At 72.1% G+C, this 25,901-nt stretch carries 18 protein-coding genes and 2 pseudogenes; 11 read left to right on the top strand and 9 right to left on the bottom strand.

Annotated elements, in window-relative coordinates:
• Nucleotides 1-481: 481 nt before the first annotated feature.
• Both ACFVVL_RS19000 and ACFVVL_RS18995 read left to right on the top strand, forming a co-directional pair.
• On the top strand, nt 482-940 hold the full coding sequence (locus ACFVVL_RS19000) for a restriction endonuclease fold toxin-2 domain-containing protein (protein WP_387676614.1): 459 nt from the start codon (nt 482-484) through the stop codon (nt 938-940).
• Between the two features lie 14 nt (nt 941-954).
• A complete protein-coding gene (locus tag ACFVVL_RS18995; RefSeq protein WP_387676611.1) occupies nt 955-1,320 on the top strand; it encodes a hypothetical protein in 366 nt (121 codons plus the stop codon).
• A 297-nt stretch (nt 1,321-1,617) separates the two neighbouring features.
• On the opposite strand, the gene ACFVVL_RS18990 is transcribed toward ACFVVL_RS18995, so the two are convergent.
• Entirely contained in the window at nt 1,618-2,742 is a 1,125-nt protein-coding gene (locus tag ACFVVL_RS18990; RefSeq protein ID WP_387676608.1) for a tyrosine-type recombinase/integrase, read from the bottom strand.
• Entirely contained in the window at nt 2,742-2,906 is a 165-nt protein-coding gene (locus tag ACFVVL_RS18985) for a helix-turn-helix domain-containing protein (RefSeq protein ID WP_030397625.1), read from the bottom strand. The genes ACFVVL_RS18990 and ACFVVL_RS18985 overlap by 1 nt, the downstream gene beginning before the upstream one ends.
• Before the next feature lie 188 nt (nt 2,907-3,094).
• Here ACFVVL_RS18985 and ACFVVL_RS18980 point away from each other — a divergent pair, with 188 nt between their 5' ends.
• Nucleotides 3,095-3,286, top strand: a complete 192-nt coding sequence (locus tag ACFVVL_RS18980) for a helix-turn-helix transcriptional regulator (protein WP_387676605.1) — start codon at nt 3,095-3,097, stop codon at nt 3,284-3,286.
• A 58-nt stretch (nt 3,287-3,344) separates the two neighbouring features.
• On the opposite strand, the gene ACFVVL_RS18975 is transcribed toward ACFVVL_RS18980, so the two are convergent.
• On the bottom strand, nt 3,345-4,499 hold the full coding sequence (locus tag ACFVVL_RS18975) for a tyrosine-type recombinase/integrase (protein WP_387676602.1): 1,155 nt from the start codon (nt 4,497-4,499) through the stop codon (nt 3,345-3,347).
• Between the two features lie 91 nt (nt 4,500-4,590).
• Between ACFVVL_RS18975 and ACFVVL_RS18970 the strand changes: the two are divergent.
• Together ACFVVL_RS18970 and ACFVVL_RS18965 are read left to right on the top strand one after the other, a co-directional pair.
• Nucleotides 4,591-4,755, top strand: a pseudogene (locus ACFVVL_RS18970) (pirin family protein); the annotation flags it as partial.
• A gap of 78 nt (nt 4,756-4,833) precedes the next feature.
• Nucleotides 4,834-5,341 (top strand): annotated as a pseudogene (locus ACFVVL_RS18965) (MarR family winged helix-turn-helix transcriptional regulator).
• Nucleotides 5,342-5,481: 140 nt separating this feature from the next.
• Here ACFVVL_RS18965 and ACFVVL_RS18960 read toward each other — a convergent pair.
• Both ACFVVL_RS18960 and hpaH read right to left on the bottom strand, forming a co-directional pair.
• Complete coding sequence (locus tag ACFVVL_RS18960; RefSeq protein WP_387676599.1) at nt 5,482-6,270, bottom strand: HpcH/HpaI aldolase/citrate lyase family protein; 789 nt, start codon at nt 6,268-6,270, stop codon at nt 5,482-5,484.
• Nucleotides 6,267-7,094: a 2-oxo-hept-4-ene-1,7-dioate hydratase gene (gene hpaH / locus ACFVVL_RS18955; protein WP_387676596.1), complete on the bottom strand. Its 828-nt coding sequence runs from the start codon at nt 7,092-7,094 to the stop codon at nt 6,267-6,269. Before hpaH ends, ACFVVL_RS18960 begins: the two co-directional genes overlap by 4 nt.
• Before the next feature lie 92 nt (nt 7,095-7,186).
• Between hpaH and ACFVVL_RS18950 the strand changes: the two genes are divergently transcribed.
• A complete protein-coding gene (locus ACFVVL_RS18950; RefSeq protein WP_387676593.1) occupies nt 7,187-7,789 on the top strand; it encodes a MarR family winged helix-turn-helix transcriptional regulator in 603 nt (200 codons plus the stop codon).
• On the opposite strand, the gene ACFVVL_RS18945 is transcribed toward ACFVVL_RS18950, so the two are convergent.
• Together ACFVVL_RS18945 and ACFVVL_RS18940 are read right to left on the bottom strand one after the other, a co-directional pair.
• Nucleotides 7,747-8,487, bottom strand: a complete 741-nt coding sequence (locus tag ACFVVL_RS18945) for a flavin reductase family protein (protein ID WP_387676590.1) — start codon at nt 8,485-8,487, stop codon at nt 7,747-7,749. The two genes, ACFVVL_RS18950 and ACFVVL_RS18945, sit on opposite strands and share 43 nt — an antisense overlap.
• Before the next feature lie 11 nt (nt 8,488-8,498).
• Nucleotides 8,499-8,951 carry a VOC family protein gene (locus ACFVVL_RS18940; RefSeq protein WP_387676587.1) on the bottom strand — a complete coding sequence of 151 codons (453 nt, stop codon included), beginning with the start codon at nt 8,949-8,951 and terminating at the stop codon, nt 8,499-8,501.
• A 515-nt stretch (nt 8,952-9,466) separates the two neighbouring features.
• Here ACFVVL_RS18940 and ACFVVL_RS18935 point away from each other — a divergent pair.
• The 5 genes from ACFVVL_RS18935 to ACFVVL_RS18915 all read left to right on the top strand — a co-directional run bounded on the left by ACFVVL_RS18935 (nt 9,467) and on the right by ACFVVL_RS18915 (nt 20,715).
• Entirely contained in the window at nt 9,467-12,547 is a 3,081-nt protein-coding gene (locus ACFVVL_RS18935; RefSeq protein WP_387676584.1) for an AAA domain-containing protein, read from the top strand.
• A 609-nt stretch (nt 12,548-13,156) separates the two neighbouring features.
• Nucleotides 13,157-13,906 carry an alpha/beta fold hydrolase gene (locus tag ACFVVL_RS18930; RefSeq protein WP_380296954.1) on the top strand — a complete coding sequence of 250 codons (750 nt, stop codon included), beginning with the start codon at nt 13,157-13,159 and terminating at the stop codon, nt 13,904-13,906.
• A 147-nt stretch (nt 13,907-14,053) separates the two neighbouring features.
• The gene (locus tag ACFVVL_RS18925; protein WP_387676580.1) at nt 14,054-16,828 is read left to right on the top strand and encodes a LuxR C-terminal-related transcriptional regulator; all 2,775 of its coding nucleotides are present in this window, start codon (nt 14,054-14,056) and stop codon (nt 16,826-16,828) included.
• A gap of 224 nt (nt 16,829-17,052) precedes the next feature.
• Nucleotides 17,053-19,812 carry an AAA family ATPase gene (locus ACFVVL_RS18920; RefSeq protein ID WP_387676577.1) on the top strand — a complete coding sequence of 920 codons (2,760 nt, stop codon included), beginning with the start codon at nt 17,053-17,055 and terminating at the stop codon, nt 19,810-19,812.
• Nucleotides 19,813-20,061: 249 nt separating this feature from the next.
• Entirely contained in the window at nt 20,062-20,715 is a 654-nt protein-coding gene (locus tag ACFVVL_RS18915) for a sigma-70 family RNA polymerase sigma factor (RefSeq protein WP_387676574.1), read from the top strand.
• A 129-nt stretch (nt 20,716-20,844) separates the two neighbouring features.
• Here ACFVVL_RS18915 and ACFVVL_RS18910 read toward each other — a convergent pair whose 3' ends face one another.
• Both ACFVVL_RS18910 and ACFVVL_RS18905 read right to left on the bottom strand, forming a co-directional pair.
• A complete protein-coding gene (locus tag ACFVVL_RS18910; protein WP_387676571.1) occupies nt 20,845-21,720 on the bottom strand; it encodes a ribosome-inactivating family protein in 876 nt (291 codons plus the stop codon).
• A 165-nt stretch (nt 21,721-21,885) separates the two neighbouring features.
• A complete protein-coding gene (locus tag ACFVVL_RS18905; protein WP_387676568.1) occupies nt 21,886-25,713 on the bottom strand; it encodes an endonuclease/exonuclease/phosphatase family protein in 3,828 nt (1,275 codons plus the stop codon).
• Between the last annotated feature and the right edge of the window lie 188 nt (nt 25,714-25,901).

Raw genomic sequence — 25,901 nt, 5'->3', positions numbered from 1 at the left:
GTAAGCGCTGCTTACCCCGAGCCCCGGCCAGCCGGAGCAAGTTGTGGGCTATGGACTCCTTGCCCGCGATGCGGAGCAAGATGTCGCCCACGACCGTCCTACGGCCGGTCGTTCGAGATGGCCGGCCAGGGGTTCGACCATCAAGGCCCGTCGCCGAGCCGGCCATCGGTGGGTGACTGGCGTTCGCCTCCGGCGGGAGCGAAGCTCCCGGAGCCTCGCCGTCGACCGACCCCCTCCCGTCCCGGCCCTCGCGCTGCGAGACTGGCCGACGCACGAGCCCGGCCCCGAGCCTGCCCGAGAGCATCACCGGCGGCCGAGAGCCCCCCCGACCCACCAGATTGGTCTAGACCCTTGACGGCAGCGGTGACGGCAACAATCACGAACAGCCCCGGCCGAACCCGCACTCCAGCGGAACCGTCGAACACCGTTTGACCTGCGAAAACACAGGTAGAGAGGGGTCGCGTAGCACACGTACTATGTTGTGGCAGATGGCATCCCGATCTTGGTTCATAACACCAATACGGGCTGCCCTACCTCCTATGCATTGTCACTTAATACCGGAGCCCCGAAGGGGAGCGGCGCGAATCAGGCATATCAGATCAGGACGGTCGGTTCGACTGAATATCACGCCACAGGTGGCGGAACGCAGGTGTGGGCGGACGGCCTAGACATCAATTCATCCGAACTTCTGGATGCAAAATATGTTGGAAGCCCAGGCCGGAGCCCCTTCGTGCCAGGCGGCAAGGTTCCTCATTTCATCCAGGCAAAGATTGACGCCAAGATAGACGATGAATTCTCGCGATATTCAGCTGTCGTCAACGACTCTGGAAATCCCTTGACTGGCTTGCGAGTGATCACCAATGAGTCAGGTGCCGTGCCATACTTCAAGGGCCTGATGCAGCAGCATGGAATACCCGGCTCAGTCGTCGTGGTCCCATAGAAAGGAGCAGATCAGTGACATACCTGGCCGCCTTCGAGGACCAGAGCCGTGGAGTTCAACGCTCGGCCCTGATCGCAGCCCTGGAGCGCGACTGGCCAACTGCTACGATCCGCGAACAGCAGGGCTCACAGGAGTCCAGAGATGTGGTTTGGGCCTTTTCGGAGGACAACCGGGAGCTCGAGGGATACTCCCATGTGGATGGAACCTGCATCTACCTTGAATCAAATCTTGACTTGGCCGCGAGATTTGTGCTGTGGTTTCGCAACTTGATTCCGGAAGATATCGATCTCGTATTCTGTGATGACGGATACAACTTCAGCGGAAACATCGAAATCGGCATGACTGTGGACGATGTACGCGCCATTGCCGTCGATTCATAAAGCCTTCTTCGGGAGTTCCGTCAGACTGATCATCGAACCTTCCTAGAAACTCAGCGGCCCCATCGGATTGCTTTCCGATGGGGCCGCTTGATCATTTGACGTCACCAACTGACGTCGCCGGGCTGAGTCCAAGATCCCACTTCCGGGCGGATCGTCGCCGCCGTCGTCGCAGCCACCAAGCCCGGTGTCGGGGTTGCGGAGTGCTTGGCCGAGGAGATCGATGGCGTTGCGTTGGATGCGAAGTCTGACGTGGGTGTAGACGGTGGCGGTGACGCCGATGTGGGCGTGGCCGAGGAGTTATTTGATGACGACGAGTTCGACGCCCTGGTCCAGGAGGAGGGTGGCGGTGGTGTGTCGGAGGTCGTGGAAGCGGATCCGGCGGAGGCCGGCTTGATGAAGCAGTGTGGCGAAGCGTCGGTTGAGGGTGCTGGGTTCTATCGGAAGCGCGCTGTAGGGCGCGGTGAAGACGTAGCCGCGAGGGTTCCGACGCAGTCCTGCCGCCTCATGGTCGGTCTGCTGGCGGGTCCGGTGCGCGTGCAGGGCCTGGACGCAGGCGGCGGGAAGGGCGATGCGTCGTTCGGAGGCTTTGGTCTTGGTGGGAAAGAGCACGAGGCCGTTGTCGCTGGTGCGTTGGAGTGAGCATCGGATCACAACCGTGCCAGCGTTGAGGTCGACGTCCTCCCAGGTGAGGCCCAGCAGTTCGCCCCTGCGCAGGCCGGTGTGGAGGGCGAGGTGCACCACGGGGTGGAGCGGATAGTCGCGGGTGGTGTCGATCAGGCGACGGGCCTCTTCCACGGTGAGGGGCTCGAACCGTCGCGGCCGGGGTGTGCCGAGCCGGACGTTGCGGGCGACGTTTCGAGGGATCTCCTCTTCCTGGACGGCGTGTTCCAGGGCGGTCTTGAGCACCGTGTGGATGTAGGTGAGCGTGAGCGCACTCAACACCCGGCGGCAGCAGTCACCCACGGCGCAGCACCGCTGCTTCGCCGCAGGCCGCTGGTGGTCGGTGCGGCGGGCGCAGCACTGGCAGCGAGTACGCAGGCCGTCGATCCAGGTGCGGATGTCCCGGGCGGTGAGTTTGGAGAGCTTCTTCGCACCGAGGCCCGGGATGATGTACAGGCGGGCGACGGCCGTGTAGCGAGTGTGGGTGGTCTCGCGCACGCGGTGCACCGCAACAGACTCAAGCCAGTACGTGACCCAGTTGCCGACGGTGCCTTGCGCATGGACGACCGGGGTGCCGCGGTTGCTGGCGGCTTTGGCGTCGGTGAGCTTGTCCATCGCCTGTTGGCGGGTCCTGCCGTAGACGTGGAGACGCTGTCGGTTCCCGTTGGAGGCGAGGACGTAGGCGGCGGCCTCCCATCGGCCGTCCTTGCGTTGGAAGACGGTTCCTTCGCCGTTGGCGCGGTTCTTCTTCTGGGCTGCCATCAGGCGGCTTCCTCCAGTCGGGAGGCCACGAACGAGCGGTACGAGCCGTACGGGATGCGGCGGGAGCGGCCGATGGTGATCGAACGCAGCCGGTTGGTGCGGATCAGGTCGTAGACCGCCGAGCGGCCGAGCCGCAGCCTGGCCATGACCTCGGGAACGGTCATCAGGTCGTCGTCGGACACGGCTCGCCTCCTGCTCGTTCGAGGGCCTGGTCAAGGGCGGCGCGCCATCGGACGCGTTCGTGTGGCGCCTTCGCCGGACAGCGTCCTGACCTCGCGGTCTGCAGCTTCTCGCCCATCTGATGCAATTCCCGAGGGTTATGACAGATGTCGGCTGTCGTAGGGAGAATCGAGTGACCCAGCAGTTCATGAGTGTCAAGGAGACTGCGGAGTACCTGAACATGTCTGTCGCGTGGGTGTACCGCGATGCTGCTCGTGCGGGTCTCGTGCCCTACAGGTTCGGGTGCGGGCGCAACGCCAAGCTCCATTTCAAGGTGTCCGAGGTCCAGGCATGGGTGAAGCAGCAGCGGCTGTCCGGCGGTTGAGGTCGTGTGACCGGCGTGCGCAGGCCCTGTCCCGCTCCGGGACAGGGCCTCCGCGCCTTTAGGCGGCGAGGCCGAGGTCGAGGAGTTCGGCGGCGCGGCTGATGGAGCCGGGCATGAGGTGGCGGTAGATCTTGAAGGTGATGTCGATGCTCTTGTGGCCCATCCACTCGGCGACGTCGGTGATGGGGAGGTTGTGGCCGAGACAGTTCGAGGCGAAGAAGTGGCGGAGGCCGTAGACGACCATGCCCTCGGGGATCTCGACGAGGCCGTCGTTCTTGATCCGCTTCCACTGGTTGGCGATGTAGTGGTTGGGCAGGGGCTTGGTCAGGTCGCTTGGGTGCCGGAGGAGGTAGCCGTCGATGGTGCCGTAGGTGTCGGCGTACGACTCGATGGAGTGCCGGACGCGGGCGGCGAGGGGGACGTCGCGGTAGTCGCCGGCCTTGCGGTGCTTGAGGGGCGCGTAGGCCTTGGTGGTCTGGTTGACCTGCTCGGTGATCCGGTAGACGTCGTCGGCGACGATGTTGTTGATGTTGACGGCCAGGGCTTCGCCGTTGCGTATGCCGCAGCCGCTCATGAGGTCGGCGACGAGGCGGAAGGTGTCGTCGCCGGCGGTGCGTATGTCCCGGACGTGGGCGGGGGAGGGGATGACGGCTCGCTTGGGGTCGTACTGGGGTGGCTTGACGCCGTCGAGGGGGCTGTCGTCGTAGAGGCCGAGCCGGTGGGCGTCGAGCAGGATCGACTTGAGCTTGTCGAAGGCGTTGGACTGGGTGGCCAGGCCGACGCCGTTGCGCTCCATGGTCTGGATGAAGGCCTCGACGACCTTGTGGTCGAAGGTGCCCATCCGGCGGCTGCGGAAGGCGGGGTAGAGGTGGTGGACGAGCAGTGAGTCGAGGTGGCGGAGGGAGCTGGGGCTGAGGTCGCGCTGGCCGGCCTTCCACTCGGCGACGTACGCGTGGAACTGCATCGGGCTGTACTGCTGGATCCGCGCCGCCTTGTGCTGGCTCTGCGGGTTGTTCTTGCGGGCCTGGTAGACCTCGGCGAGGCGGGACTTCGCCTTGTCCTGGGTGGCGAAGCCGGACTCCTCGGTCTGCCGTCCGGCCGCGTTGCGGTAGCGGATCTTGTACTCGTGCGGGCACCTGGGCCACCGGCTCTCGGGGTGCTCGCACTCCTTGAAGAGGCTGCCCATGCCGCGGACGAGGTTGATGGTGGCCATGGTGTCGACTCCCGGGCGTCTTGCTGACCTTTCGCTGACCCCGGATGGTCGATGAAGCCCCTGACCTGGGACGAAACGGCAGAGCCGTGGTATGTGGTGGAACTTCATCGCCCGCACCGGCGACGAAATCCGCCAGGCCCGCACCGACTGGGAAACCGGCACCCGCTTCGGCCAGGTCCACGGCTACGCCGGCCCCCGCCTCCACGCCCCGGCCCTCCCCGACATCCCCCTCAAAGCGCGCGGACGCGAGCGCTGACCTGCGGCAATTGAAGGAGGTTTGTAGGCCGCGGATTCCGAATTGTTCGGTGCGGCGGGGGAGGGTAGCGCCGTGATCATGGAAGCCTCGACCGGAAGCGCCATCGACCAGGCTCCGGCGGACCCGGCCGCCACCGACGACACGCTGGGCAGCCAGCCGGTCAGCTACTGGGCCGGCCCGGCCCAGGCGACCGTCACCCGGTACCTGCGCGACGCCATGGCCAAGGTCGATGTCACGCAGCCGCGGTACTGGGTGCTCAACCGGGTGAACGGCGGTCCTGCGGCACCGGGCCGCGAGGAGGCTGTCGCGCAGTTGGCGCTCCTCGCCGACGGACCACACGAAGTCTCCAGGGACATCGACCAGTTGCTCCAGCGAGGGCGGCTCAGGATCGACGACGGGCAGCGTCTGCACCTCACGGACGCCGGGGAGGCGGCCAGGGTGCGACTACGGGAACTCGCCACCGAGGTGCGGGCCGTGGCGCACCGGGGGCATCAGCGACGAGGAGTACGTGGCCGCGCTCAGGGTGCTGCGCCGGATGGTGGCAAACATCGAGGGCGACGGGACTCCGGCGGGCAGCGAGAGGTGACGGAAGCGCCTGTCCGCCCGCATCCTGGTGATCGGCGGCGACCTCGCCGCGGAGAGGACGCCCTGGCCGCCGACTGCGCCGCCGCTCGATTCACGGCGCGGGCCGACCGCCCGGATCTCCCCGCGGCGGGTGCCGGAGGGTCAGTACACGGCGGGGCGGAGGGGCCGGTCGGTGTGCCGGTGGGTGCTGAGGAGTTGGGCGCCTCCCCGGGTGAGCAGGCCGACGTCGGTGCCCACCGCGATGAACTGGCAGCCCGCCGTCCTGGCGGCCTCCGCGAGCTGTTCGCTGCCGGCCAGGGTCCCGACGGGTTTGCCCGCGTGGTGTGCGCGCTGGACCACGTGCCGGAAGGCCGCGAGGACGTCGCTGTGGGTCGGCTCGCCGAGGTGGCCCATGGTCGCGGCGAGGTCGGACAGGCCGACGAAGATCGCGTCGACCCCGTCCACGGCCGCGATGCCGTCGATCGAGGCGACAGCCTTCGGGGACTCGATCTGTGCGATCACGAAGGCGCGGTCGTTCGCGGTCGACAGGTACTCGGTGTCCTGCCCCCAGCGTGACGCGCGGGCCAGGGCGCTGCCGACACCACGTGTCCCCTCCGGTGGGTAGCGGGTGGCCGCGACCACCGCCGCGGCCTGCTCGGGCCCGTCGATCATGGGCAGCAGCAGGGTGTGGGCGCCGATGTCGAGGTAGCGCTTGACGGCCTCGGGCCGGGAGGTCGGCGGCCGTACCACCGCTGCGGTGGGTGTCGCGGCGACGGCTTGGAGCTGGGAGACGACGGTCTGCAGGGTGTTGGGCGCGTGTTCGGAGTCGATCAGCACCCAGTCGAATCCGATCGTCGCGCAGAGCTCGGCCGTGTACGGGTCGGCCAGGCCGAGCCACAGGCCGATCGACGGGGACTTCCGGCTGCCGTCGAGGAAGGCGTGCCCGTTCACGCGCCCGCCCCTGCGGTGCGCGTGCCGAACCGGCAGGCGACGGAACCCAGTGGCCCGTAGTCGACGTGGAAGGTGTCCCCGGGGCGGGCGAGGACCGGTCGGGTGAACGATCCCGACAGCACGACATGGCCCCTTTCGAGCACGACGCCGCGACGGGCCAGCCGGTTCGCCAGCCAGGCGACACCGGTCGCCGGATGGTTGAGCACCCCGGCGGCGATGCCGGTCTCCTCGATCACGGCGTTGCGGTGGCAGATGGCGCCGACCCACCGCAGGTCGATGTCGGCCGGGCGCACCGGCCGTCCGCCCAGGACCACTCCGGCGTTGGCGGCGTTGTCGGAGATGGTGTCCAGTACCGTCCGGGTCCGGCCGGTGTCCCGGTCCCGCTGTTCTATGCGCGCGTCGATGATTTCGAGCGCCGGCACGACGTAACGGGTGGCGTCGAGGACGTCCATGACATCGCAGTCCGGGCCGGACAGTTCGGCGCCGAGGACGAACGCGAGCTCCACTTCGACGCGGGGGACGATGAAGGAGTCGACGGGCAGGTTTGCGTCGTCGGCGAAGAACATCTCGTCGAGCAGGACCCCGTAGTCGGGTTCGGTGATGTTCGACGACATCTGCATGGCGCGGGAGGTCAGCCCGATCTTGTGGCCTCGAACGCGCTGTCCGGACTCGGCCTTGATGGCCATCCAGGCCCGCTGGACGGCATAGGCGTCGTCGATCGTCATCCGCGGATGCGACAGCGACAACTGCCGGATCTGCTGACGGGTGGTCTGCGCGGTTTCGAGGCTTTCGGCAGCGCTCTGAATTTCGGTCGCGGTCAGCACTGCTGCCATTCTCCATTCGGCTCGCGGTTTTTGTCGGTGGTTCCCGGGGGAGTGGTTCGGCGGGCTGACGGTCCGGCACCTAGACTGTGGGAATGCCTTTGCCACAGAACAGTGCTCTCGGCCGCCGCAGAAGGCTGGCGGCCACTCGGATCCGGCGGACCGCAGCGGAGGCGATGCGCCCGGTGCTGCGCGTGATGTCGCGGTCCGAGCCCGATCGCGACATCAGCGCGGCGGCACTCGGCCTGACCATGCTCTGGCTGTCGGACGATGTGATCACCACCGTGAACCGCAAGCTGGACCGGCTCGGCATCTCGGAGAACAAGCTCGACATCCTGATGATTTTCGCCGCGCAATCCGCCGAGGACGAGGAATCGCACGGGATGCGGCAGACGCCCAGCGGGATCTCGGACTACTTCGGGATCTCCAAGGCCAGTGCCACCGGCGTGATCGACTGGCTTGAGAAGCGCGGGCTCATCACCCGGACCCGTCAGGTCCAGGACCGCCGCAGCACACCCATCGAGATCACGCCGACCGGTGAGCGGTTCGTCGCCGACGCGGTGCCGGTCTTCGAGGAAGCGTGCCGGGACCTGGTCCGTACGCTCAGCGACCGGGACCGCGCGGACCTGCAGCGGATCCTCGGAAAGCTGTGGGTTCACCTCAAGGATTCCGATTCCCGGGAATCCGACGGCGATTGATTCCGACGCCATTCCCCGGCCTGGATTCGGGCCACCTGGAACGGTGCGGTGGTGGTCGTGTACCAGCCGCCGCCGTGCATCCGTCCCACCAGATTCATCCGGCCCGCGTCGACGTGTCCGCGGTCCGGATCGAGGACCACGTCGTCCTCGACGTGGGCATAGCAGATCTCGCCGATGATCAGATCGCGGTTCTGGCCGAGTTCGACGGTGCGCGTGTAGGTGCATTCCAGTGCGACCGGACTGCCGGCGATGCGCGGCGGTCCGACGGCGAACGAGGGAATCGTCGTGAGGCCGGCCTCGGCGATTTCGTCGACGTCCTCGGCGAATTCGACGGCGGTGACGTTCATCGCGTCCAGCAGATCCGCGCTGACCAGATTGATCACGAAATCGCCGGTTTCGACGATGTTGCGGGCGGAGTCCTTCGGACGCCCGTCGCGGTTCCCTATGCCGAGTACCACGACGGGAGGCGTCCCCGACACCAGGTTGAAGAGGGAGAACGGTGCCGCGTTGAGTCGGCCCTGCGCGTCGCCGCTGGTGACCCAGGCGATCGGACGGGGGACGATCAACGAGGCCAGCAGGTTGTAGCGGGGCTTGACGGCCATGGCGGCGATGTCGAAGAGCATGTGGTCCTTCTGGTGCTTGCGGCTCGGCTCCGCGCTGTCTCCCGGCGGCCCGGCTTCGGCGGTGCCGGGAGACATCCGGCGGATCGTCAGCTGGAGGGATCGGCCGGCGCGGGCCGCCGGCTCCTGCGGCACCGGCACAGCCCGAGCTGGTGGATCTCCAGGAGGTTGTTCGCCGGATCGCGCAGGAAGAGCTGCTTGAGGTTCGGCGAGGCGACGTTGTCGAGCGTGAAGTACTCCACGCCGAGGCGCTTGAGCTCCTCCTCGGCCTCGATGATGTCGTCGACGGCCAGCGCGATGTGGTTCTCCACGGGGTCCTTGCCCGGCCCCTTGCTGTACGGCGACGGTCCGTCGCTGCCGAGCAGGTGGATCTGCACGTCGCTGGGAATGTCCAGGAAGTAGCCGTGGATGCCGGGAATGTTCCAGCGCCCGGCGTCCTGCGTCAGGTCGAGCACGTCGCGGTAGTAGTCGCGCGCTTCATCGGCGGTCCTGTTGTCCATCCCCAGGCCGACATGGTGCAGCTCACGAATCTGAACAGCCATCCTCACCTCCGGAGTTCATTTAGTACGGTAGCCATATCATCTGGTCGACGTACCATCCCCCGCGCCGGGCGGTGCTGTCAAGGCCGCGTTGCGGGTGGACGCCTCGGCCCTCGCCGCCCCTGACGCCTACGCCGACCTCCGTCCAGCGCCGCTACGGCACCGCGTTCCGCGCGCTGCGCGACCTGGAGCGCGAGGCCGCCAGGCTGGCGCAAGCCGCGCAGCGCCTCGCTGAGATCGCCCGCGAAGGGCTGGGCTCCGGAGACCTGGAGCCTGGCGGGACGTGAGCGGGGAACGGCGGCGCTCCGGTCACGGACTCCGGCCGGGAGCACGGACCCGCTCGGAGAGTCCACAGCCGCGTCCGTCGCTCCTGACCCCATGCCCAGGACCCAACGGGACCGTCCGGGCGGGACTGCGTTGATCGGGGATGTGGTGTTCCCGGAACCCGGTGCCGGTGTCGCTCGCACTCCGTAGGGTGGGTGGAGCACTGTGCACATGCCCCGGGGGAGCGCATACATATGACACAGGTCGAGCGGCCCTATCCGGTGTCCGAGCTGCTGGCTGCCGTGCAGGCGGAGATCCGGGCGGAACGCCGCGACGAGGCCAAGGACGCGGAGAAGGCGTCGCTCTCGGACGGGCGGCCGGTGTCCGCCTCGGAGGGCCGTTACGAGTACCTCTTCGGATGCCGCAGGTGGCCGGGATCCTTCGACGGCAGCCCCGTCCTCGTGCGCCCCTCCCAGGCGCGTGGTGCCTGGATCCCCGGCGAGGCGTCCCCGATGCCGGACGGGAAGGTCCGGCTGGTGCTGGGCGAAGGGCTGCCGTCCGGGGCGCGCAACGTGCAGGTGCGGAAGGACGATGCGGCGGGACTGCTGGTGCTCGCCGAGCGCCTGGGAGCCGCGGGTTCGGACGACAGCGGTATCCGGGTCGAGAGCGCCGGGTGGATCGTCGGACAGGGAACACCCGCGGTGGGACCGGCGGCGGCCCCGGAGCGGTGGGTCGCCGGCTGGGACGGGCTGAAGCTCAACCCGCGCCAGCGGACCGCTGTCGCCCAGGCCCTCGCGAGTGAGGTGCTGTTCCTCTGGGGGCCGCCGGGGACGGGTAAGACCGACGTCGTCGGCCACATCGTGGAGGGCAACGTCCGTCAGGGGCACTCCGTCCTGTTCCTGGCACCGACCAAGGTGGCCGTCGACCAGGCTCTGGAGCGGATCTGCGACCTGCTGAAGGCCGATCCGGTCTTCGCCGAGGGTCTCGTCCAGCGGGCGGGGGAGATCGAACTGCCGTCGCTTCGCGAGCGGTACGGAGACTTCGTGGACCCCGCCCGGATCGCCGGCCGGGTCTCGGCGCAGTTGGACGAGGAGGCACGGGCGGCGTGGGAGGCACTGCGGCACGCCCGGGCCGGCGTCGCCCTGTACGACGAAGTCCGGGAGTTGGAGCAGCGTCTCGACGAGGACCGGAAGGCCCGCCAGGAGGCGGCCGAGTCGGCCGGAACCGCAGAACGCGACGGTCTGCGGGCGGAGGCCGAAGCGGCCCGGCTGCGGCTGGCCATCAGTGAGGCGGGGGAGCCGAAGGGCTTCTTCGCCGGGCGGAAGGAGCAGCAGCTCGCCGCATTGAGGGAGAAGCTCGCGCAGGCCACCGAGGGGGCCTTCACCGCCCAGTACATCGGGGCGGCCGCCCGGAAGCAGGCGGAGGAACTGGCCGCCCGGATCAACACGACGAGCGGAACCGTCGCGGGTCTGCGACCCCGGCTCGTCGGTCTTCCCGCGTACGCGGCGCTCGTCCGTGAGGCCGGCACCCTGCAGGAGCGCATCCAGGTCCTCGACCGGCAGCTCTCCCGCATCAAGCAGACCGTCCGGTCCCGGTGCCGGGTCATGGGAGCCACGGTCGCCAAGGCGGTGCAGTCGCGCAAGCTGCTCGACCGGGTGGACGTCGTGGTGATCGACGAGGCGGGCATGGTGGACCTTCCCTCGGCCTGGCTGGCGGCCGGCCTGGCGGGAAAGCGGATCGTTGTGGCGGGCGACTTCCGGCAGCTGCCCGCCGTCACCAAGGGGGACGGCGACCGGAAGGCCACGGAAGACGAGCGCGAGCACGCGCGGCACTGGGCCGCCCGTGACGCCTTCCACGCGGCCGGGCTGGTGAGTGGGAACGGCTCCGTGCGCCAGGACCCGCGCCTGGTGGCACTGGACACCCAGTACCGCATGCGTGAGCCGATCTGTCGCCTGGTCAACGTCGTGGCCTACCCCGACGCGCCGCTCGCCACGGGTCGCGCCGACAGCAGCCGGATCCCGGCCAACCCACTGGTCGACGCCCCGGTGATTCTCGTCGACACCTCAAAGCAGCGAATCCCGGGCCCCGACTACCGCGCCAACACCGTGAACGAGGCCGTTGTGCACGAGCTCGTCCGCGGCCTTCAGTACGAGGGAGTGCTCCCCGGCCACAAATGGGGGAGCGCCGACATCGGAGCGGGGGAGCGCGCGGCCGACCGGTTGGCGGTCATCGCGCCCTACCGCGCGCAGGTGAAGGCGCTCAAGGGAAGCCTCAAGTACCGGTTCGGGGAGGACTACGAGGGCCTGGTGGACACCATCCACCGGTTCCAGGGCAGTCAGCGCCCGATCGTCGTCTTCGACACCGCGGTCGGTGCCGGAAAGGACCCCGGCATCTTCTATGCCGGAACCGGCCTCTCCTCGCAGACGTGCCGCCTGCTGAACGTCGCGCTCAGCCGGGCCCAGGACCACCTCGTCGTCGTGGCCGACGTCGAGCACCTGCGGACTCACCTCAGTGCGCACAGCGAGGCCCGGGCCATGCTCGACCATCTGGAGAGCCGCGCCCAGGTGATCTCGGCCGACCAGCTGATCCCGACGCGTGACGCGGCCCAGCTGTCGGTCCTGTCGGACGAGGAGCTGGCACGGCCGGCCTTCTTCCCCGCTGACGAGATGCAGAAGGCCGTCGAGTGGGACATCGCCCGGGCCAGGACCAGCATCGAGATCCACTGCGCCTTCCTCGATCCCCAGCCGGTACGCCGTTGGTCGGCACTGCTCGGCAACCGCGTGGCCGACGGCGTGCGGGTCGTCGTCCACACCCGGTCGCCCGAGGAGCAGCGGGAAGCGACCGGAGCGGCCCGCCACCAGCGGCAGATCGACATCCTCAGGGCGTCCGGCTGTGAGGTGAGTTTCCGCGAGCGGATGCACGAGAAGGTGCTCATCCTCGACAGCACCGTGCTCTGGCACGGTTCGCTCAACCTCTTCGCGAGCAGTGGCCCGACGGACCTGATGATGCGCTTCACCGACCCCGCGTCCTGTGAGCGGGTCAGCCGGGTCATCGACCGGGCCCGCAAGGAGCGGGCCGCGTGGAACCCGCGAGCAGCCGGGGAACCCGCCGGCGCCGTGACGCGCGGCCCGGCCCGTACCGCATCCGGCGATCCCGGGACAGCGGGAATCCGCCCCGGGGACGTCATCGACGGGCGGCTCTACCTCAACGTCCCGTACGGGGAGAAGGACGAGGCCAAGGCACTCCTCAAAGCCCGCTGGGACAAGCCGCACGGGCTCTGGTACGTCGAAGCCGCACGGGTGACCAGAGAGCAGGCCGCCCGGTGGCTGCCGTGAGCCGTCGGCGCTGATTTACCGTCACCCGGCAGTGTCGGGCATGACCCGATGGCCGCTGCCGTCGGCAGCCCGCCGAGGCCGGGCACGTACGGTTGGCCGCCCCACCGCGCCCGGAGGACCCCCGAGCATGCCGCGGACACGGTGAGCGTGTTCTGGCGGAGACAGCGCCACCGGGCCTGGACTGGACGGGGACGCACGGACGGGGCTCCTCTCGGAGCTGCGAAGGCTGGGTATCCGGGTGGCCGATGCCACGCCCGTTCCGCCGCCCATGACGTCCTCCCAGCGTGCGAGCGCCGCGTCAGACCTCCTGCTTCGGTACGAGGAGGGACGCCGGGTGACCGAGCGGGCCCGCGCCGGGATCGTGCGTCTGACGGGCTTGGACCTGTTGGAAGAAGCGCAGCCGGACCGGCTGATCCGGAGGGCCGGTGTCACGGTGATCGGCCGGAGAACGGGGCGGAGTGCCGGGACGGCCAGGCCGGGCAGGAGGACCGCCGGCACGGGCGTGAGCCACGGCGGCGCCCGGGTGTCACAGATCCGTGGGGCAACCGGTCAACACTGCGGACGGGGCCGGGCGACGGCCCCCGGCCCCCCGACGGAGGACCCCGCCCCATGCCCGCCATCCTCGTCCACGGCGTTCCCGACACCCACCGGGTGTGGGACGCCGTGCGCCGCCGGCTGACCCGCACCGACGTGGAGGCCTGGGACCTGCCCGGGTTCGGCGCCCCGCGCCCGGACGGCTTCCGCTCCACCAAGGAGGAGTACGCCGACTGGCTGATCGCCCGGCTGGAGCGGGTCGGCGAACCGGTCGACCTGGTCGGCCACGACTGGGGCTGCATCCTCACCGCGCGCGTCGCCTCCCTGCGGCCCGACCTCGTCCGCACCTGGGCCGGCGGCAACGGCCCGGTCGACGCGGCGTACACCTGGCACCCGCTCGCCAAGGTCTGGCAGCACCGCGCCGACGGTGACCGCTTCATGCGCGAGCTGCGGGCGGACGCGTTCGCCGCCGACCTCGCGGCCGGCTTCGACGTACCGGCCGACCTGGCCGGGGAGACGGCCGGCCGGGTGGACGGGCCCATGAAGGACAGCATCCTGAGGCTCTACCGCTCCGCCGTGACCGTGGGAGCCGAATGGGAGCCGGGCCTCGCCCGGGTGACCGCGCCCTGCCTGGTGTTCTGGGGCGCGCGCGATCCCGCCTGCCCGATCGCGTCCGGCGAGCGGCTCGCCGCCGCCCTGCGCGCCCCCGGCGTCGTGGCGCTCGACTGCAACCACTGGCCGCCGCTCCAGCGGCCGGCCGAGGTCGCCGCGGCCCTTGAGGCGCACTGGGCGGCGCACCCGGGGCCGGGCGGGAGCCGCACGTGACGGACCGCCCGCCGGCCGCGGTGACGGGTGGTCAGAGCGCCTGCGGCGGAGCCCGGCAGGGGTTTGTCCGCTGCGCGCGGGCTGATGCATGATGGGGACGACCCGGAACGATCAGGGCCCGGACCTCGAACGGCGTGGTGGTGACGGATGGCGGGCGGCGCTCCGTGGCGAGGGCTGCTCGGCCGGCGCAGCGAGTGCGGAGTGCTGGACCAGGTGATCGCCGGGGCCCGGGAGGGCCGGGGCCAGGCCCTCGTGCTGCGCGGCGAACCGGGGGTCGGCAAGTCCGCCCTCGCGGAGTACCTGGTGGAACGCTCGGACGGGTGCCGCGTCCTGCGGGCGGTCGGCGTCGAGTCCGAGATGGAGCTGGCGTTCGCCGGACTGCACCAGCTCTGCGTGCCCCTGATGGGGCGGCTCGACCGCATCCCCGGCCCCCAGCGCGACGCGCTGTCCGTCGCGTTCGGCCTGAGCGCGGGGAGCGCGCCGGACCGGTTCCTGGTCGGCCTGGCGGTGCTCAGCCTGCTGGCCGAGGCGGCGGAGGAGCAGCCGCTGGTCTGCGCCGTGGACGACGCCCAGTGGCTCGACCGGGTCTCCGCCCAGACGCTGGCCTTCGTCGCCCGGCGGCTGCTGGCGGAGCGGGCGGCGATCGTGTTCACGGCGCGCACCGGGGCGCCCGCCGCGGGAGGCGACCCCTTCGGGGGGATGCCCGAGCTCGTGGTCCGGGGGCTGCGCGACGACGACGCGCGGGCGCTGCTGGAGTCGCTGGTCCCCGGGCGGCTGGACGAACGGGTCCGGGACCGCATCGTCGCCGAGACCCGCGGCAACCCGCTGGCCCTGCTGGAACTGACCCGGGGCCTGTCGGCGGCGGAACTGGCCGGTGGCTTCGGGCGCCCGGACGTCGGTCCGCTGGCCGGCCAGATCGAGCAGGCCTACCTGCAGCGCATCGGCGCCCTCCCCGCCGACGCCCAGCGGCTGCTGCTGGCGGCGGCCGCGGAGCCGGTGGGGGACCTGCCGCTGCTGCGCCGGGTCGCCGAGCGGCTCGACCTCGGCGCGGACGCCGCGGGCGCGGCCGAAGCGGCGGGGCTGATCGAGTTCGGCACCCGGGTCCGGTTCCGCCACCCGCTGGTCCGCTCGGCGGCGTACCGGGCCGCCGACCCGACCGTGCGCCGGGACGTCCACCGCGCACTGGCCGAGGCCACCGACCCGGCCTTCGACTCGGACCGCCGGGCGTGGCACCGCGCCCACGCCGCACTCGAACCCGACGAGGCCCTCGCCGGCGAGCTGGAGCGGTCGGCCGTCCGGGCCCGGGCCCGCGGCGGGACCGCGGCCGCGGCGGCGTTCCTGCGACGGGCCACCGAGCTGACGCCCGACCCGGTCCGCCGCGGGGCGCGGGCGGAGACCGCCGCGCAGGCCGCGTTCGACGCCGGATCCCCCGACGCCGCGCTCGAACTCCTCGCCACCGCGCGGCTGAGCCCCCCGGACGAGGCCCGGCACGCCCGACTGGCCCGGCTGCGCGCCCGGTTGGTCCTGGCCCGCAGGCGCGGCGGGGAGGCGCTGCCCCTGCTGCTCGACGCGGCCGGCCGGCTGGCCCTGGTCGGCGACGCACACGCCCGCGAGGCCTACCTCGACGCCCTCGGGTCGGCGGTCTACGCCGGGCGGCTGGGGGAGCCCACCGGCGTCCGGGAGGTCGCCGAGGCCGCCCGCACGGCACCGCCCGGGGCCCGCCCGCCCCAGCCCACGGACCTGCTCCTCGACGGCCTGGTGGCCTGGTTCGCCGACGGCTGCGCCGCCGGGGGACCGACGCTGCGGTCCGCGCTGGAGGCGTTCCGGCGGGCCGCCGCCCGGGACGGCGGCGACGCCATGCGCTGGCTCTGGCTGACCTGGCTGGTCGCCGGGGAGATGTGGGACGACGAGACCTGGGAGCGGCTGACGGAGCGGGCGGTCAGGTCGGCCCGGGAGACCGGCTCCCTCAACTTCCTGCCGCTGGCGCTCGGCTACCGGGCCGCCCTGTCCGTGCACACCGGCGACTTCGGCCTCGCCGCGGCACTCGTCGACGAGGCCGGCACCCTCGCGGAGGCGACCGGCCACTCGCCGATGGGCTACCCCGCGCTGCTGCTCGCGGCCTGGCGCGGCGAGGGCGCCCATGTCGCGGAGGCCATCCGGGGCGGGGCTGCAGAGGCGACCTCGTGGGGCGAAGGACGGGCGATCGGCGGCGAGCACTACCTCCTCACGGTCCTGTACAACGGTCTCGCCCGCTACCGGGACGCCCTCGACCAGGCCGAACGGGCCGTGGAGTTCGACGACCTGGCACTCGTCGGGTTCGCCCTCGCCGAACTCGTCGAGGCGGCGGTCCGCTCCGGTGCCCCCGAGGCGGCCGCGGCACCCCTGCGCCGGCTGGAGGAACGCGCGGAGGCCGCCGGCACGGACTGGGCCCTGGGCGTGCTGGCCCGCTCCAGGGCCCTGGTGAGCGAGGGCCCTGCCGCGGAGCGGCTCTACCGGGAGGCCGTCGAACGCCTCGGGCGCGTCCGCATCGCCGTCCACCTCGCCCGCGCCCACCTGGTGTACGGCGAGTGGCTGCGCCGCGAGAACCGGCGCGCCGACGCGCGCGGGCACCTGCGCACCGCCCACGAGATGCTGCGGGGCTTCGGCGCGCAGGCCTTCGCCGAGCGCGCCCGGCGAGAACTGCTGGCCACCGGCGAGACGGTCCGGCCCGGACCCGCCGACCCGGGCGGGGCGGGGCGGGAGGCCCTCACGCCCCAGGAGGGCCAGATCGCCCGGCTGGCCGCCGACGGCCTGACCAACTCGGAGATCGGCGCCGAACTCTTCATCAGCCCCCGCACGGTGGAGTGGCACCTGGGCAAGGTGTTCACCAAACTCGACGTCAAGTCCCGCAACCGGCTGCGCGCCGCCCTGGCCGACGCCTGACGGACCCCGCTGTCCGGACCCCCGGGACACCCGGGGGTCGACCCGGGGTTCCCCGGGCGCCGGCCGACGGTCCCGGGCGCCAGGGTGGTTCCCGGCGGTGCCGACCGGCGCCGCGCGCGACCGTGGCCGCCCTCGGGTGCGGCACCGCGGCCGCGCCGGGAACGACCGCGCGCCGAGCCCGGGACCCGGGCCCGGCGGGCACCGAAGGGGAGGCCGGCCGGCCCATGACTCAGGAGATGCTGGGGCGCAGCCGCGAGTGCGGGGCGCTGGAGGACCTGCTCGACGCCGTGCGCGGCGGCGGGAGCCGGGTCCTGGTGCTGCGCGGCGAGCCGGGCGTGGGGAAGACCAGACTGCTGGAGCACGCCGCCGCGCGGGCGCGCGGACTGCGCACCGCCCGGGTCACCGGCGTGCAGTCCGAGATGGAGCTCCCGTACGCCGGGCTCCACCAGCTGTGCGCCCCGTTCCTGGACCGGCTCGGCCGTCTGCCCGTCCCCCAGCGCGACGCGCTGGGCACCGCGTTCGGCCTGGCCGCGGGCGCCCCGCCGGACCGCTTCCTGGTCGGTCTCGCCGTGCTCAGCCTGCTCGCCGACGCCTCCGGGCAGGACCCTCTGCTCTGCCTCGTCGACGACGCCCAGTGGCTGGACGAGGTCTCCGCGCAGACGCTGGCCTTCGTCGCCCGGCGCCTGCTCGCCGAGCGGATCGGGCTGGTCCTCGCCGTGCGCGAGCCGTCCCCGGAGCCCCGGTTCACGGGGCTGCCGCAGCTCACGGTCGGGCGGCTCGGCGACAGCGACGCCCGCGCCCTGCTGGACTCCGTGGTCCCGGGCCGGCTCGACGAGCGCGTCCGCGACCGCATCGTCGCCGAGACCCAGGGCAACCCCCTGGCCCTGCTCGAACTGCCCCGCGGGCTCGGCCCCGAGGAACTGGCCGGCGGCTTCGGACGCCCCGACGCGCGACCGCTGGTCGGGCAGATCGAGCAGAGCTTCCTGCACCGGATCCAGGCCCTGCCGCCCGCCGCCCGGCACCTGCTGCTCCTCGCCGCGGCCGAACCGGTCGGCGACGTCGCCCTGCTGGCGGAGGCCGCCGCCCTGCTGGGCATCGAGGACTCCGCCGCCCCGTCGGCCGAAGCCGCGGGCCTGGTGACGATCGGCACCCGGGTGCGGTTCCGGCACCCCGTGGTGCGTTCGGCGGCCTACCGGGCCGCCGCGCCCGAGGCCCGGCAGCAGGCGCACCGGGCCCTGGCGGAGGCGACCGACCCGGACAGCGACCCCGACCGCCGCGCCTGGCACCTCGCCAACGCCATCGCGTGGCCCGACGAGGAGGTCGCCGCCGAACTGGAGCGCTCCGCCGGCCGGGCGCAGGCCCGCGGCGGGGTCGCGGCCGCCGCCGCGTTCCTGGAACGGGCGGCCGAGCTCACCCCCGATCCGGCCGTCCGCGCCGCCAGGGCCCTGGCGGCCGCCCAGGCCAAGTACCAGGCCGGCGGCTACGACACCGCGCGCGAACTGCTGGACGCCGCCGCCCTCGGACCGCTGGACGAGCGCCGGCTCGCCCAGGCGGACCTGCTGCGCGGGCGGATCGTCTTCGCCTCCCAGAGCGCCGGCAGCGCCCTGCCGGTGCTGGTGCGGGCCGCCGGACGGCTGGAGGCACTGGACACCGCACTGGCCCAGCAGACCTACCGCGACGCGCTGCACGCCGCCCTCATCATCGACCGGCCGCCGAGCGGCGCGGCCCTGGCCGACATCGCCCGGGCCGCGCTCGCCGCACCGCCCGGGCCGCCCCCGGAGCACAACGACCTGCTGCTGCGCGGCCTGGCCGCGATGACCGTCGACGGCTACCGGGCGGGCGCGCCCACGGTGTTGCGCGCCCTGGGCGCCCTGTGCGCCGCGGAGGTCTCCGCGGAGGAGGGCCTCGGCTGGTTCCCGCTCGCCGCCCGGATGGCCTTCAACGTCTGGGACTTCGACAGCAACACGGTGCTCTCCTCGCGGCTGGTCGAGCTGGCCCGCGGGACGGGCGCGCTGTCGGTGCTGCCGTCGGCCCTGCTGCAACTCGTCTCCAACCGCGTCCTGGCCGGTGAGCTCGACCACGCGGACGCGCTGATCGCCGAGGCACGGACGATCGGCGAGGCCACCGGCAGCCGCTACCTCGCCCACTACGCCTCCCTGGTGACCGAACCGTGGCGGGGCCGCGAGGCCGAGGTGCTCAGGGCGATCGACGCCATGGCCCGGGACACCGGCTCCCAGCGCGGCGGGCCGGGCGACGTCCCCGGCGCCGGGGAGTGGGCGAAGGCCGTGCTGTACAACGGGCTCGGCCGCTACGAGGAGGCCTGCGCCGCCGCCGAACGCGGCGCGGCGGGCCTCCAGGAGCTCGGCCTCGCGATCAGGTCGACGATCGAGCTCGTCGAGGCCGCCGCCCGCAGCGGCCGGCCGGCCCGCGCCGCCGAGGCGGCCCACCGGATCGCCGACCTGGCCCGGGACAGCGGCACCGACTGGGCCCTCGGCACCGCCGCCATGGTGCGCGCCCAGGTGAGCGCGGGAGCGGCCGCCGAGGCCCTCCACCGCGAGGCCGTCGAACGCCTGGGCCGCACCGGGGTCCTGATCACCCGCGCCCGCGCCCACCTGCTCTACGGCGAGTGGCTGCGCCGGGAGAACCGCCGGGCCGACGCCCGGGAACACCTCGGCACCGCCTACCGGGCACTGAGCCGGATCGGGGTCGAGGGCTTCGCGGAGCGCGCGTGGCGGGAGCTGCGCGCCACCGGGGCGACGGCGCCCCGGCGTCCGGCCGACTCCCGCACCGCGCTCACCGCCCAGGAGACCCAGATCGCGCGCCTGGCCGGGGACGGGATGACCAACCCCGAGATCGGGGCCCAGCTGTTCCTCAGCCCGCACACCGTGGAGTGGCACCTGCGCAAGGTGTACACGAAGCTCGGCGTCACCTCCCGCAAGCAGCTCGCCGGCGCCCTGCCCGACGGCGCGGTGGCCACGGCCTGACGCCCGGGTCCGAACGCCCGGGTCCGAACGCCCGGGTCCGGACGCCCGGGTCCGAACGCCCGGGTCCGGCAGCCCCGGTCCGGAGGCCGCCGGCCCCGGCCCGCGGCGGCGGGGTCCCCGCCCCCCGGTACCCACGGGGGTACCGGGGGGCGGGGGACCAGGCACCTTCCGGGGCGTCACGGCGGGGGCCCCGGCGAGAGCGTGTTCCCCGGGGGCATCGACGGATGCCGCAGGCGAAACGGAGCCGTGATGAGCGTGTTGACAGACCTGCCCGGGACGCGTCCGGACACCCCGCCGCGTGCCGGGGAGGCCACCCTCGACGAGGCCGCGGCCACCTTCGAGACGCTGCGGCCCCGTCTCTTCGGCACCGCGTACCGGATCCTGGGCAGTGCGGCCGAGTCGGAGGACGTGGTCCAGGACGTGTGGCTGCGCTGGCAGCTGACCGACCGCGCGGCGGTGGTCAGCCCCGCGGCCTTCCTGTCCCGCGCCACCACCCGGCTGGCCCTCAACGTGGCCCAGTCCGCCCGGTCCCGTCGGCAGACCCCGCTCGGCCCCTGGCTGCCCGAGCCCGTCGACACCGGCAGCGATCCCGAGGCCGGCGTCCAGCGGGCGGAGGAGCTGGCGGCCGCGCTGCTCGTGGTCCTGGAGCGGCTGACGCCCACCGAGCGGGCGGTGTACATCCTGCGCGAGGCCTTCGAGTACACCTACGCCGACATCGCCGCGATGCTGCGCCTCAGCGCCGTCAACGTCCGTCAGATCACCAGCCGGGCCCGTCGCCGCCTGGCCGCCGAGCAGCGGGGGGCCGTCGACCCGACGGAGCACCGGCGGCTGCTGGCGGCCTTCGTCGCGGCGGCCCGGGCCGGGGAGGTCGCGGCCCTGGAGTCGCTGCTGGCGGCGCGGTGAACGGGGCCCGCGGCGAGCGGTGCCGGGCCGGGACGCCCCGACGCGGACGGGCGGGGCGGGGGCGGCCGTCCGTGCGCCGCCCCCGCCCCGCCCGTGAGCCCCGGCTGCCGCCGGGAGGCCGCGGGCCCGCTATCGGCGGATCACCCGCAGGTGGTCCCGGACGTCCTGCCAGGTGGCGAACGTGCCCACGCCGTTGACGGTCAGCGGAGGGGTGGACGGGACGGTGGTGAGGTCGATCGCGAACTGGGAGATGGAACCCCAGGCGCCGCGCAGGGCCCGCAGCCGGGCGTTGGAGATCTGGAAGAAGGCGCCGCCGTTGCGCCCGGCGACGACCGGGTCCCAGGTGTCGCGGAAGTCGGTGAACCGGGCGGCCTCCGAGAACGCGCCGATCAGCTTGAGCAGCGACCGGGCCACGCTCGCCCGCCCGGCCGCGTCGCCCATCGACTGGTCGGCGCTGCCGACCGTCTCGGCCGAGCCGATGAACCCGTTCAGCCACTCGACCGTCGGCTCGTCCCCGGCGGTGGAGATCAGCGAGCCGTAGCTGCCACCGAAGCCCAGCGTGTTCACCTGGCCGCCGCGGCCCATCTCGGTGCGCACGTTCTCCGAGGCGTCGTTGAAGGCGTACAGCTTGCCGCTCCTGGTGCGGAAGCCGCCGACGTAGAGGTTGGCCGGGTTGAAGTAGAGGCTCGACAGCTCGTTGCCGTCGCGGTCCTGGAGCCGCAGGGCGATCAGGCCGGGCGGCGTGGCCTGGGTGATGTAGACGTCGTCGTCGCGGAACTGCCGCCCCGCCGCCTGGCGGAGGCGGATGAGCGCCGTGTGGTACCCGGCGACGTTGCCCCCGGTGTAGTTGTAGTCGAGCTTCACCTCCACGACCTTGGTGGTGCCGTCGGGCGTGTCCGCCCGGGCCGGGGACGCGGCCCCGAGGCCCGGGACGGCGAGCGCCGCGGCCACGGCGAAGGCCAGCAGGGCACGGACCCCGCGGCGTCGGAGAACTGCTGTCGTCATTCGGTGCTCCCGGTGGATGGGTGCCGGCGACCCGAGGGCCCGGCGTCGGAGGGGGCGTTCCCGCTCCCGCAGAGGAAGACCGGGAACGCCCCCGTTCTGTGACAAAGCGTCAGAAGCTGCTCGGCCGGCTCGCGTCGGGCCGTACCGGGTGCCCGCCCGGGCGGCTCACCGGGGGACCTCCTGCCAGGTCCACAGGTCCGCGGTGGCCGGGCTCCCGGTCACCGCGAGCCCCCGGGCGTTCCCGCGCGAGGTGAGGTACAGCGGACCGCCGTCGGCCGCACGCTGGGTCAGCCGCACGCCCGCGGTGGCGTGCCGGTCCGGCGTGTCGGTGCACCACAGGTAGCTGGGGTGGTCGGGCCGGAAGGCGTCCAGCGTCAGGAGCGTGTCGGGCAGGGGGTACTGGCCGGCGGCGGAGGTGTTGACGTACCGCCCGTTGTTGACCAGGTAGTAGCAGTGGTCCTCGCCGATCCGGCCCGCCGAGACGGTGGTGAACTGCTCGCGGGGGCCGTGGCCGTCGACCACCAGGTCCAGCGGGAGGCCGGGGGCGGTGCTGGTCGGCGCGGCGACCACCAGGTCCTGCGGATCGTCGTCCTGGCGCAGCAGCTCGTCCACGTCCAGCGCCTCGGTCTCGGGGTCCTGGAAGAACCACCGCTGGGAGGCGTCCGTGACGTCGAAGTCGCGGAGCACCACCTCCTCGCCGTCGGGCCCGTCGACGGCGGCGAGCACCTGGACGGTCTCCGCGTTCAGCACGATCCAGGTGCCGTCGCCCATGTCGACGAGGCTCCAGACCTGCGTGAGCCCCCGGTCGCCCTCGGGCAGCAGCACCGCCGGTGCGTTCAGCAGGCCGAACTCCTGGGTCAGGTAGGTGCGGGTCATCCGGTGCAGGATGCGGAACTGGCCCCGGTGGTCGGCGGCCGGCTCCAGGACGAGGGTCGCCATGGCACGGGTGTCGCGGTTGAGCGGCCGGGAGCCGAGCCTCCGGCCTCCGCTGCCCGTGCCGCTGCCGGGCTTGCTGGTCGGGTAGGGCGCGTTGGTGGTCCTGGCGGAGCGGGCGGTGCGGTCCCCCTTCGGCTTGGGCTTCGACGTGGACGTCGGCGCGGGCGTCGGCGTCGGCGGCGTGTCGCCCGGCGGGAGGATCAGCGTGAAGAGGACGGGGAAGTGGTCCGAGGTGAAGACGGAGTCGACCCGTTCGGCGCTGTCGAAGCGAAGGTTCGGTTCCCCGTACCGGGCCGCGATGGCTCCGAAGTCGTAGTTCATCGGGGGGCGGGTGTCATTGACCGGGAAGGTGTGACCCTCCACCCCCTGGATGTCCCACTGGGCGCGCATCCTCCGCCGGAACGCGGTGAGATCGGTGTTGAAGTCGCCGAAGACGGCGGTGGACCGCCGCTGCGGCGTGAACACGCGGCTCCTGACGGTGTTGAGCAGGGTGGTGGCGTTCTGTCCGCCTCCGGTGTCCATGTGCACGGTGAAGTAGATCGATTCGCCGATCCGCACGCCGAGCGCCGGCCGGGAGCTGGTTCCGGAGCCGGAGGGGACGACGAAGATCCGCCCGGCTCCGGTGGGGTCGGCGGGGTCGAACGCCCGCTGCTGCGTCCAGATGGCCAGGTTCATCTGGCCGATGCCCGTGGGGTTGGTGTCCGTCTGGAGCCAGTACAGGTAGCCGCTGACCCCGGCCACGGTGTGCGGGTACTCGCGGACGGGGGGTGTGTCGATGTACGCGCCCTGGACGGTCTGCCGGTGGTACGTGGTCTGCGGGATCTGGACGTGGGGGGAGTTGATCCCCAGCGGGAACGGCGGGGCGCCGGCCTCCTGGAGGAGGATCGCGTCGGGCCGGTGCTCGTTGACCATGTCCCGCACGCTCACCTGCCACTTGTCGGAGTTGTTGTTCGAGTCGGTGACGCGCTGGCCGCGCATGTTCCAGGTGATCACCTTGCGTTTGGCGTCGGTGCGGGGGTCGAGTTCGCCGCCGGTGTACCGCAGGAACAGGGAGTGGCGCTTTCCCACGTCCAGGGGGACCACGCCCTGGCCCGTGTAGTCCAGCGTCTCGCGGCCGGTCCAGTCGGCGATGGCCTGCCCGCCCTGGCCGAGCGGCTGGAAGCTGTTCGGCTCCTCGCTGTCGGAGCCGAACTGGAAGGCGGTGCCGGTCCGGGTGCCGTAGGGCCCGTACGGCTCGAACGGGCCGCCCGGGGTGCTCTGTTTGAGCATCGTGTTGTTGTAGAAGACGTTCTGCGGCCCGGAGGAGCCGGACCACTTCCCCGCCTTGGGGCCGGCCGCCCACCAGATCGGGTACCACGTCCCCTCGTCCATCTCGCCGCCCTCGCCGCCGCAGTTGGCCTGGCAGCTGCCGGAGCGGTGCTCGTACGGGATCCGCAGGGTGTTCTGCTCGAAGAGGTTGTTGTGCTCCCACCCGCCGTGCAGGTTGAGGTCGGAGTCGAGGTCGTTGCGGAAGGCGACGTTGCCGCCGGCCGACCACTGGAAGGTGAAGTGGCGCAGGTTGCGGCTGACGTTCTGGGCCCACAGGGAGTTCCAGACCCGGCTGCCGCGCAGGTAGCCGTTGCCGCCCTTGCCCTTGTTCCAGGCGCCGTCGAAGGTGTTGTGCTCGATCTGGAGGTTGCGGGCGTTCTCCGTGACGATCGGGTGCGAGCCGGTCATCTCGGCGTTCAGCCCGCGCGCCCAGCTGTTGGCGGCCCACTTGAAGACGATGCCGTGCATCGCGTACTCGGGCGCCAGGTTGCCGTAGTTGTGCACGGCCTGCTCGGGCGTCAGGTGGTAGGTCTCCTGGCCACCGATCTTCGGCAGGCCGTCCATCTCCTGGGTGAACGCGAAGTCCTCGAAGCCGACGCCCTCGACGGCCTTCAGCGGAGTGATCTTGCTGGCGTACGGGGTGCCGCTGCCGTTGATCGGCGGCGAGCCGTCCGACTCGGAGTTGACCGGCAGGTCCCACTCCAGCGGACGGTCCAGGGTGACCGTCTTCGCGCCGGCGTCGACGCGGACGACCTTGAACATCTGCTGGCGCATGTGGAGCGCCTCGATCATGCTCGGGTCGCTGATGCCCTGCTGCGCGTAGAAGTTCCTGCTGTTGGCCGCGCCGACCCAGACGTAGCCGCCGGTGCGGAACTTGTTCATGTCGACCTTGGCGTCCAGCCGGACGGCGGACGACCCCTTCCGGGCGGAGTAGCCCGGGTCGCCGTCCTGGGCGGCCAGTTTCAGGCCGGAGACCCAGTGCTGGTTGACGCTGCCCTCGAAGATGTCCTTGCGCATGGGGACGGTCGTGGCCGCCGCCCAGTCGTCCTGGTAGCGGGCGGCGACCTCCCGGGTCTGGACCCGGAACATGCCGCGCCCCGGCCACATCCAGCCACCGGTGCCGACGTCGCTGCCGGTCCCGGCCACCATGGAGTCCTGGTCCCAGCGGCCGTTGACCACCGTGTCGTACCGGGTGCTGAGGTCGGGGCGGAAGACCAGCCGGGTGCCGCCCGCGCCCGATCCCTTCCCCCGGAGGGTCAGGAAGTCGGCGTCGACGTAGATCTGCCGGGACAGGTCGATCCGGCCGGCGGGCAGTTCGATGAGGGAGAGGCGGTTGAAGTCGGCCTTGGGGGAGCACTGGGCCTTGATGTCGTCGATCGCGCGCTGCAGGCCTGCGGTGTCGTCGGCCCCGTCGTCCGGGCGCACCCCGTAGCCGTCGGCGAGTCTCTGCGGGGAGACGCGGCAGGTGGCGTCCTCGGTCAGGGCCGACTCGCCGCGCGGCAGGTTCTGCCCGTCCCGGTAGCCGACGTGCGACCAGTCCGGCATGCCGATCGGCGGGGCGGTGCGGTTGGCGTAGCTGAGGTCGGGCTCCTCCGCGGCGGCGGCCGCGGCAGCGTCGGCGGTCGTGGTCGCGGTCGGGGCGGAGAGCGGCGGTGGGGCGGGCGCCGGGGCCGCGGTGGCCGGATCCGGTGCCGCGAAGGGAATCAGCAGGGCGGCCAGGAGGGCCGTTGCTGGTCGGCGGAGTTTCACGGGGCCTCGTCTTCCTGTGGCGTCGTGCCGGGCGCGAAAGGCGCCTGCTACCTCAGGAAGACCGTTAGGGACCGGCCGATGTGACAGAACGTCACCTGCGGTCGTGAGGCGCCGGCGGGTGCGGGGAGGCCGCGCGGCTGCGGAACCGGGGCGGCTGTCACAGACCGGACCGCTGCCCGGTCTGTACG

Origin of the sequence: Kitasatospora sp. NPDC058115 (assembly GCF_042884635.1) — a bacterium.
Taxonomy (GTDB): domain Bacteria; phylum Actinomycetota; class Actinomycetes; order Streptomycetales; family Streptomycetaceae; genus Kitasatospora.
This window is presented reverse-complemented; position numbering and strand designations above follow the sequence as displayed.

Coding starts and splice junctions, on each gene's coding strand:
- ACFVVL_RS18915 (WP_387676574.1), top strand. CDS start 20,062: ATGAGCGTGTTGACAGACCTGCCCGGGACGCGTCCGGACACCCCGCCG.
- ACFVVL_RS18940 (WP_387676587.1), bottom strand. CDS start 8,951: ATGGCTGTTCAGATTCGTGAGCTGCACCATGTCGGCCTGGGGATGGAC.
- ACFVVL_RS18975 (WP_387676602.1), bottom strand. CDS start 4,499: ATGGCCACCATCAACCTCGTCCGCGGCATGGGCAGCCTCTTCAAGGAG.
- ACFVVL_RS18945 (WP_387676590.1), bottom strand. CDS start 8,487: ATGTCTCCCGGCACCGCCGAAGCCGGGCCGCCGGGAGACAGCGCGGAG.
- ACFVVL_RS18990 (WP_387676608.1), bottom strand. CDS start 2,742: ATGGCAGCCCAGAAGAAGAACCGCGCCAACGGCGAAGGAACCGTCTTC.
- ACFVVL_RS18930 (WP_380296954.1), top strand. CDS start 13,157: ATGCCCGCCATCCTCGTCCACGGCGTTCCCGACACCCACCGGGTGTGG.
- ACFVVL_RS18920 (WP_387676577.1), top strand. CDS start 17,053: ATGACTCAGGAGATGCTGGGGCGCAGCCGCGAGTGCGGGGCGCTGGAG.
- ACFVVL_RS18910 (WP_387676571.1), bottom strand. CDS start 21,720: ATGACGACAGCAGTTCTCCGACGCCGCGGGGTCCGTGCCCTGCTGGCC.
- ACFVVL_RS18950 (WP_387676593.1), top strand. CDS start 7,187: ATGCCTTTGCCACAGAACAGTGCTCTCGGCCGCCGCAGAAGGCTGGCG.
- ACFVVL_RS18935 (WP_387676584.1), top strand. CDS start 9,467: ATGACACAGGTCGAGCGGCCCTATCCGGTGTCCGAGCTGCTGGCTGCC.
- ACFVVL_RS18985 (WP_030397625.1), bottom strand. CDS start 2,906: ATGACCGTTCCCGAGGTCATGGCCAGGCTGCGGCTCGGCCGCTCGGCG.
- ACFVVL_RS18925 (WP_387676580.1), top strand. CDS start 14,054: ATGGCGGGCGGCGCTCCGTGGCGAGGGCTGCTCGGCCGGCGCAGCGAG.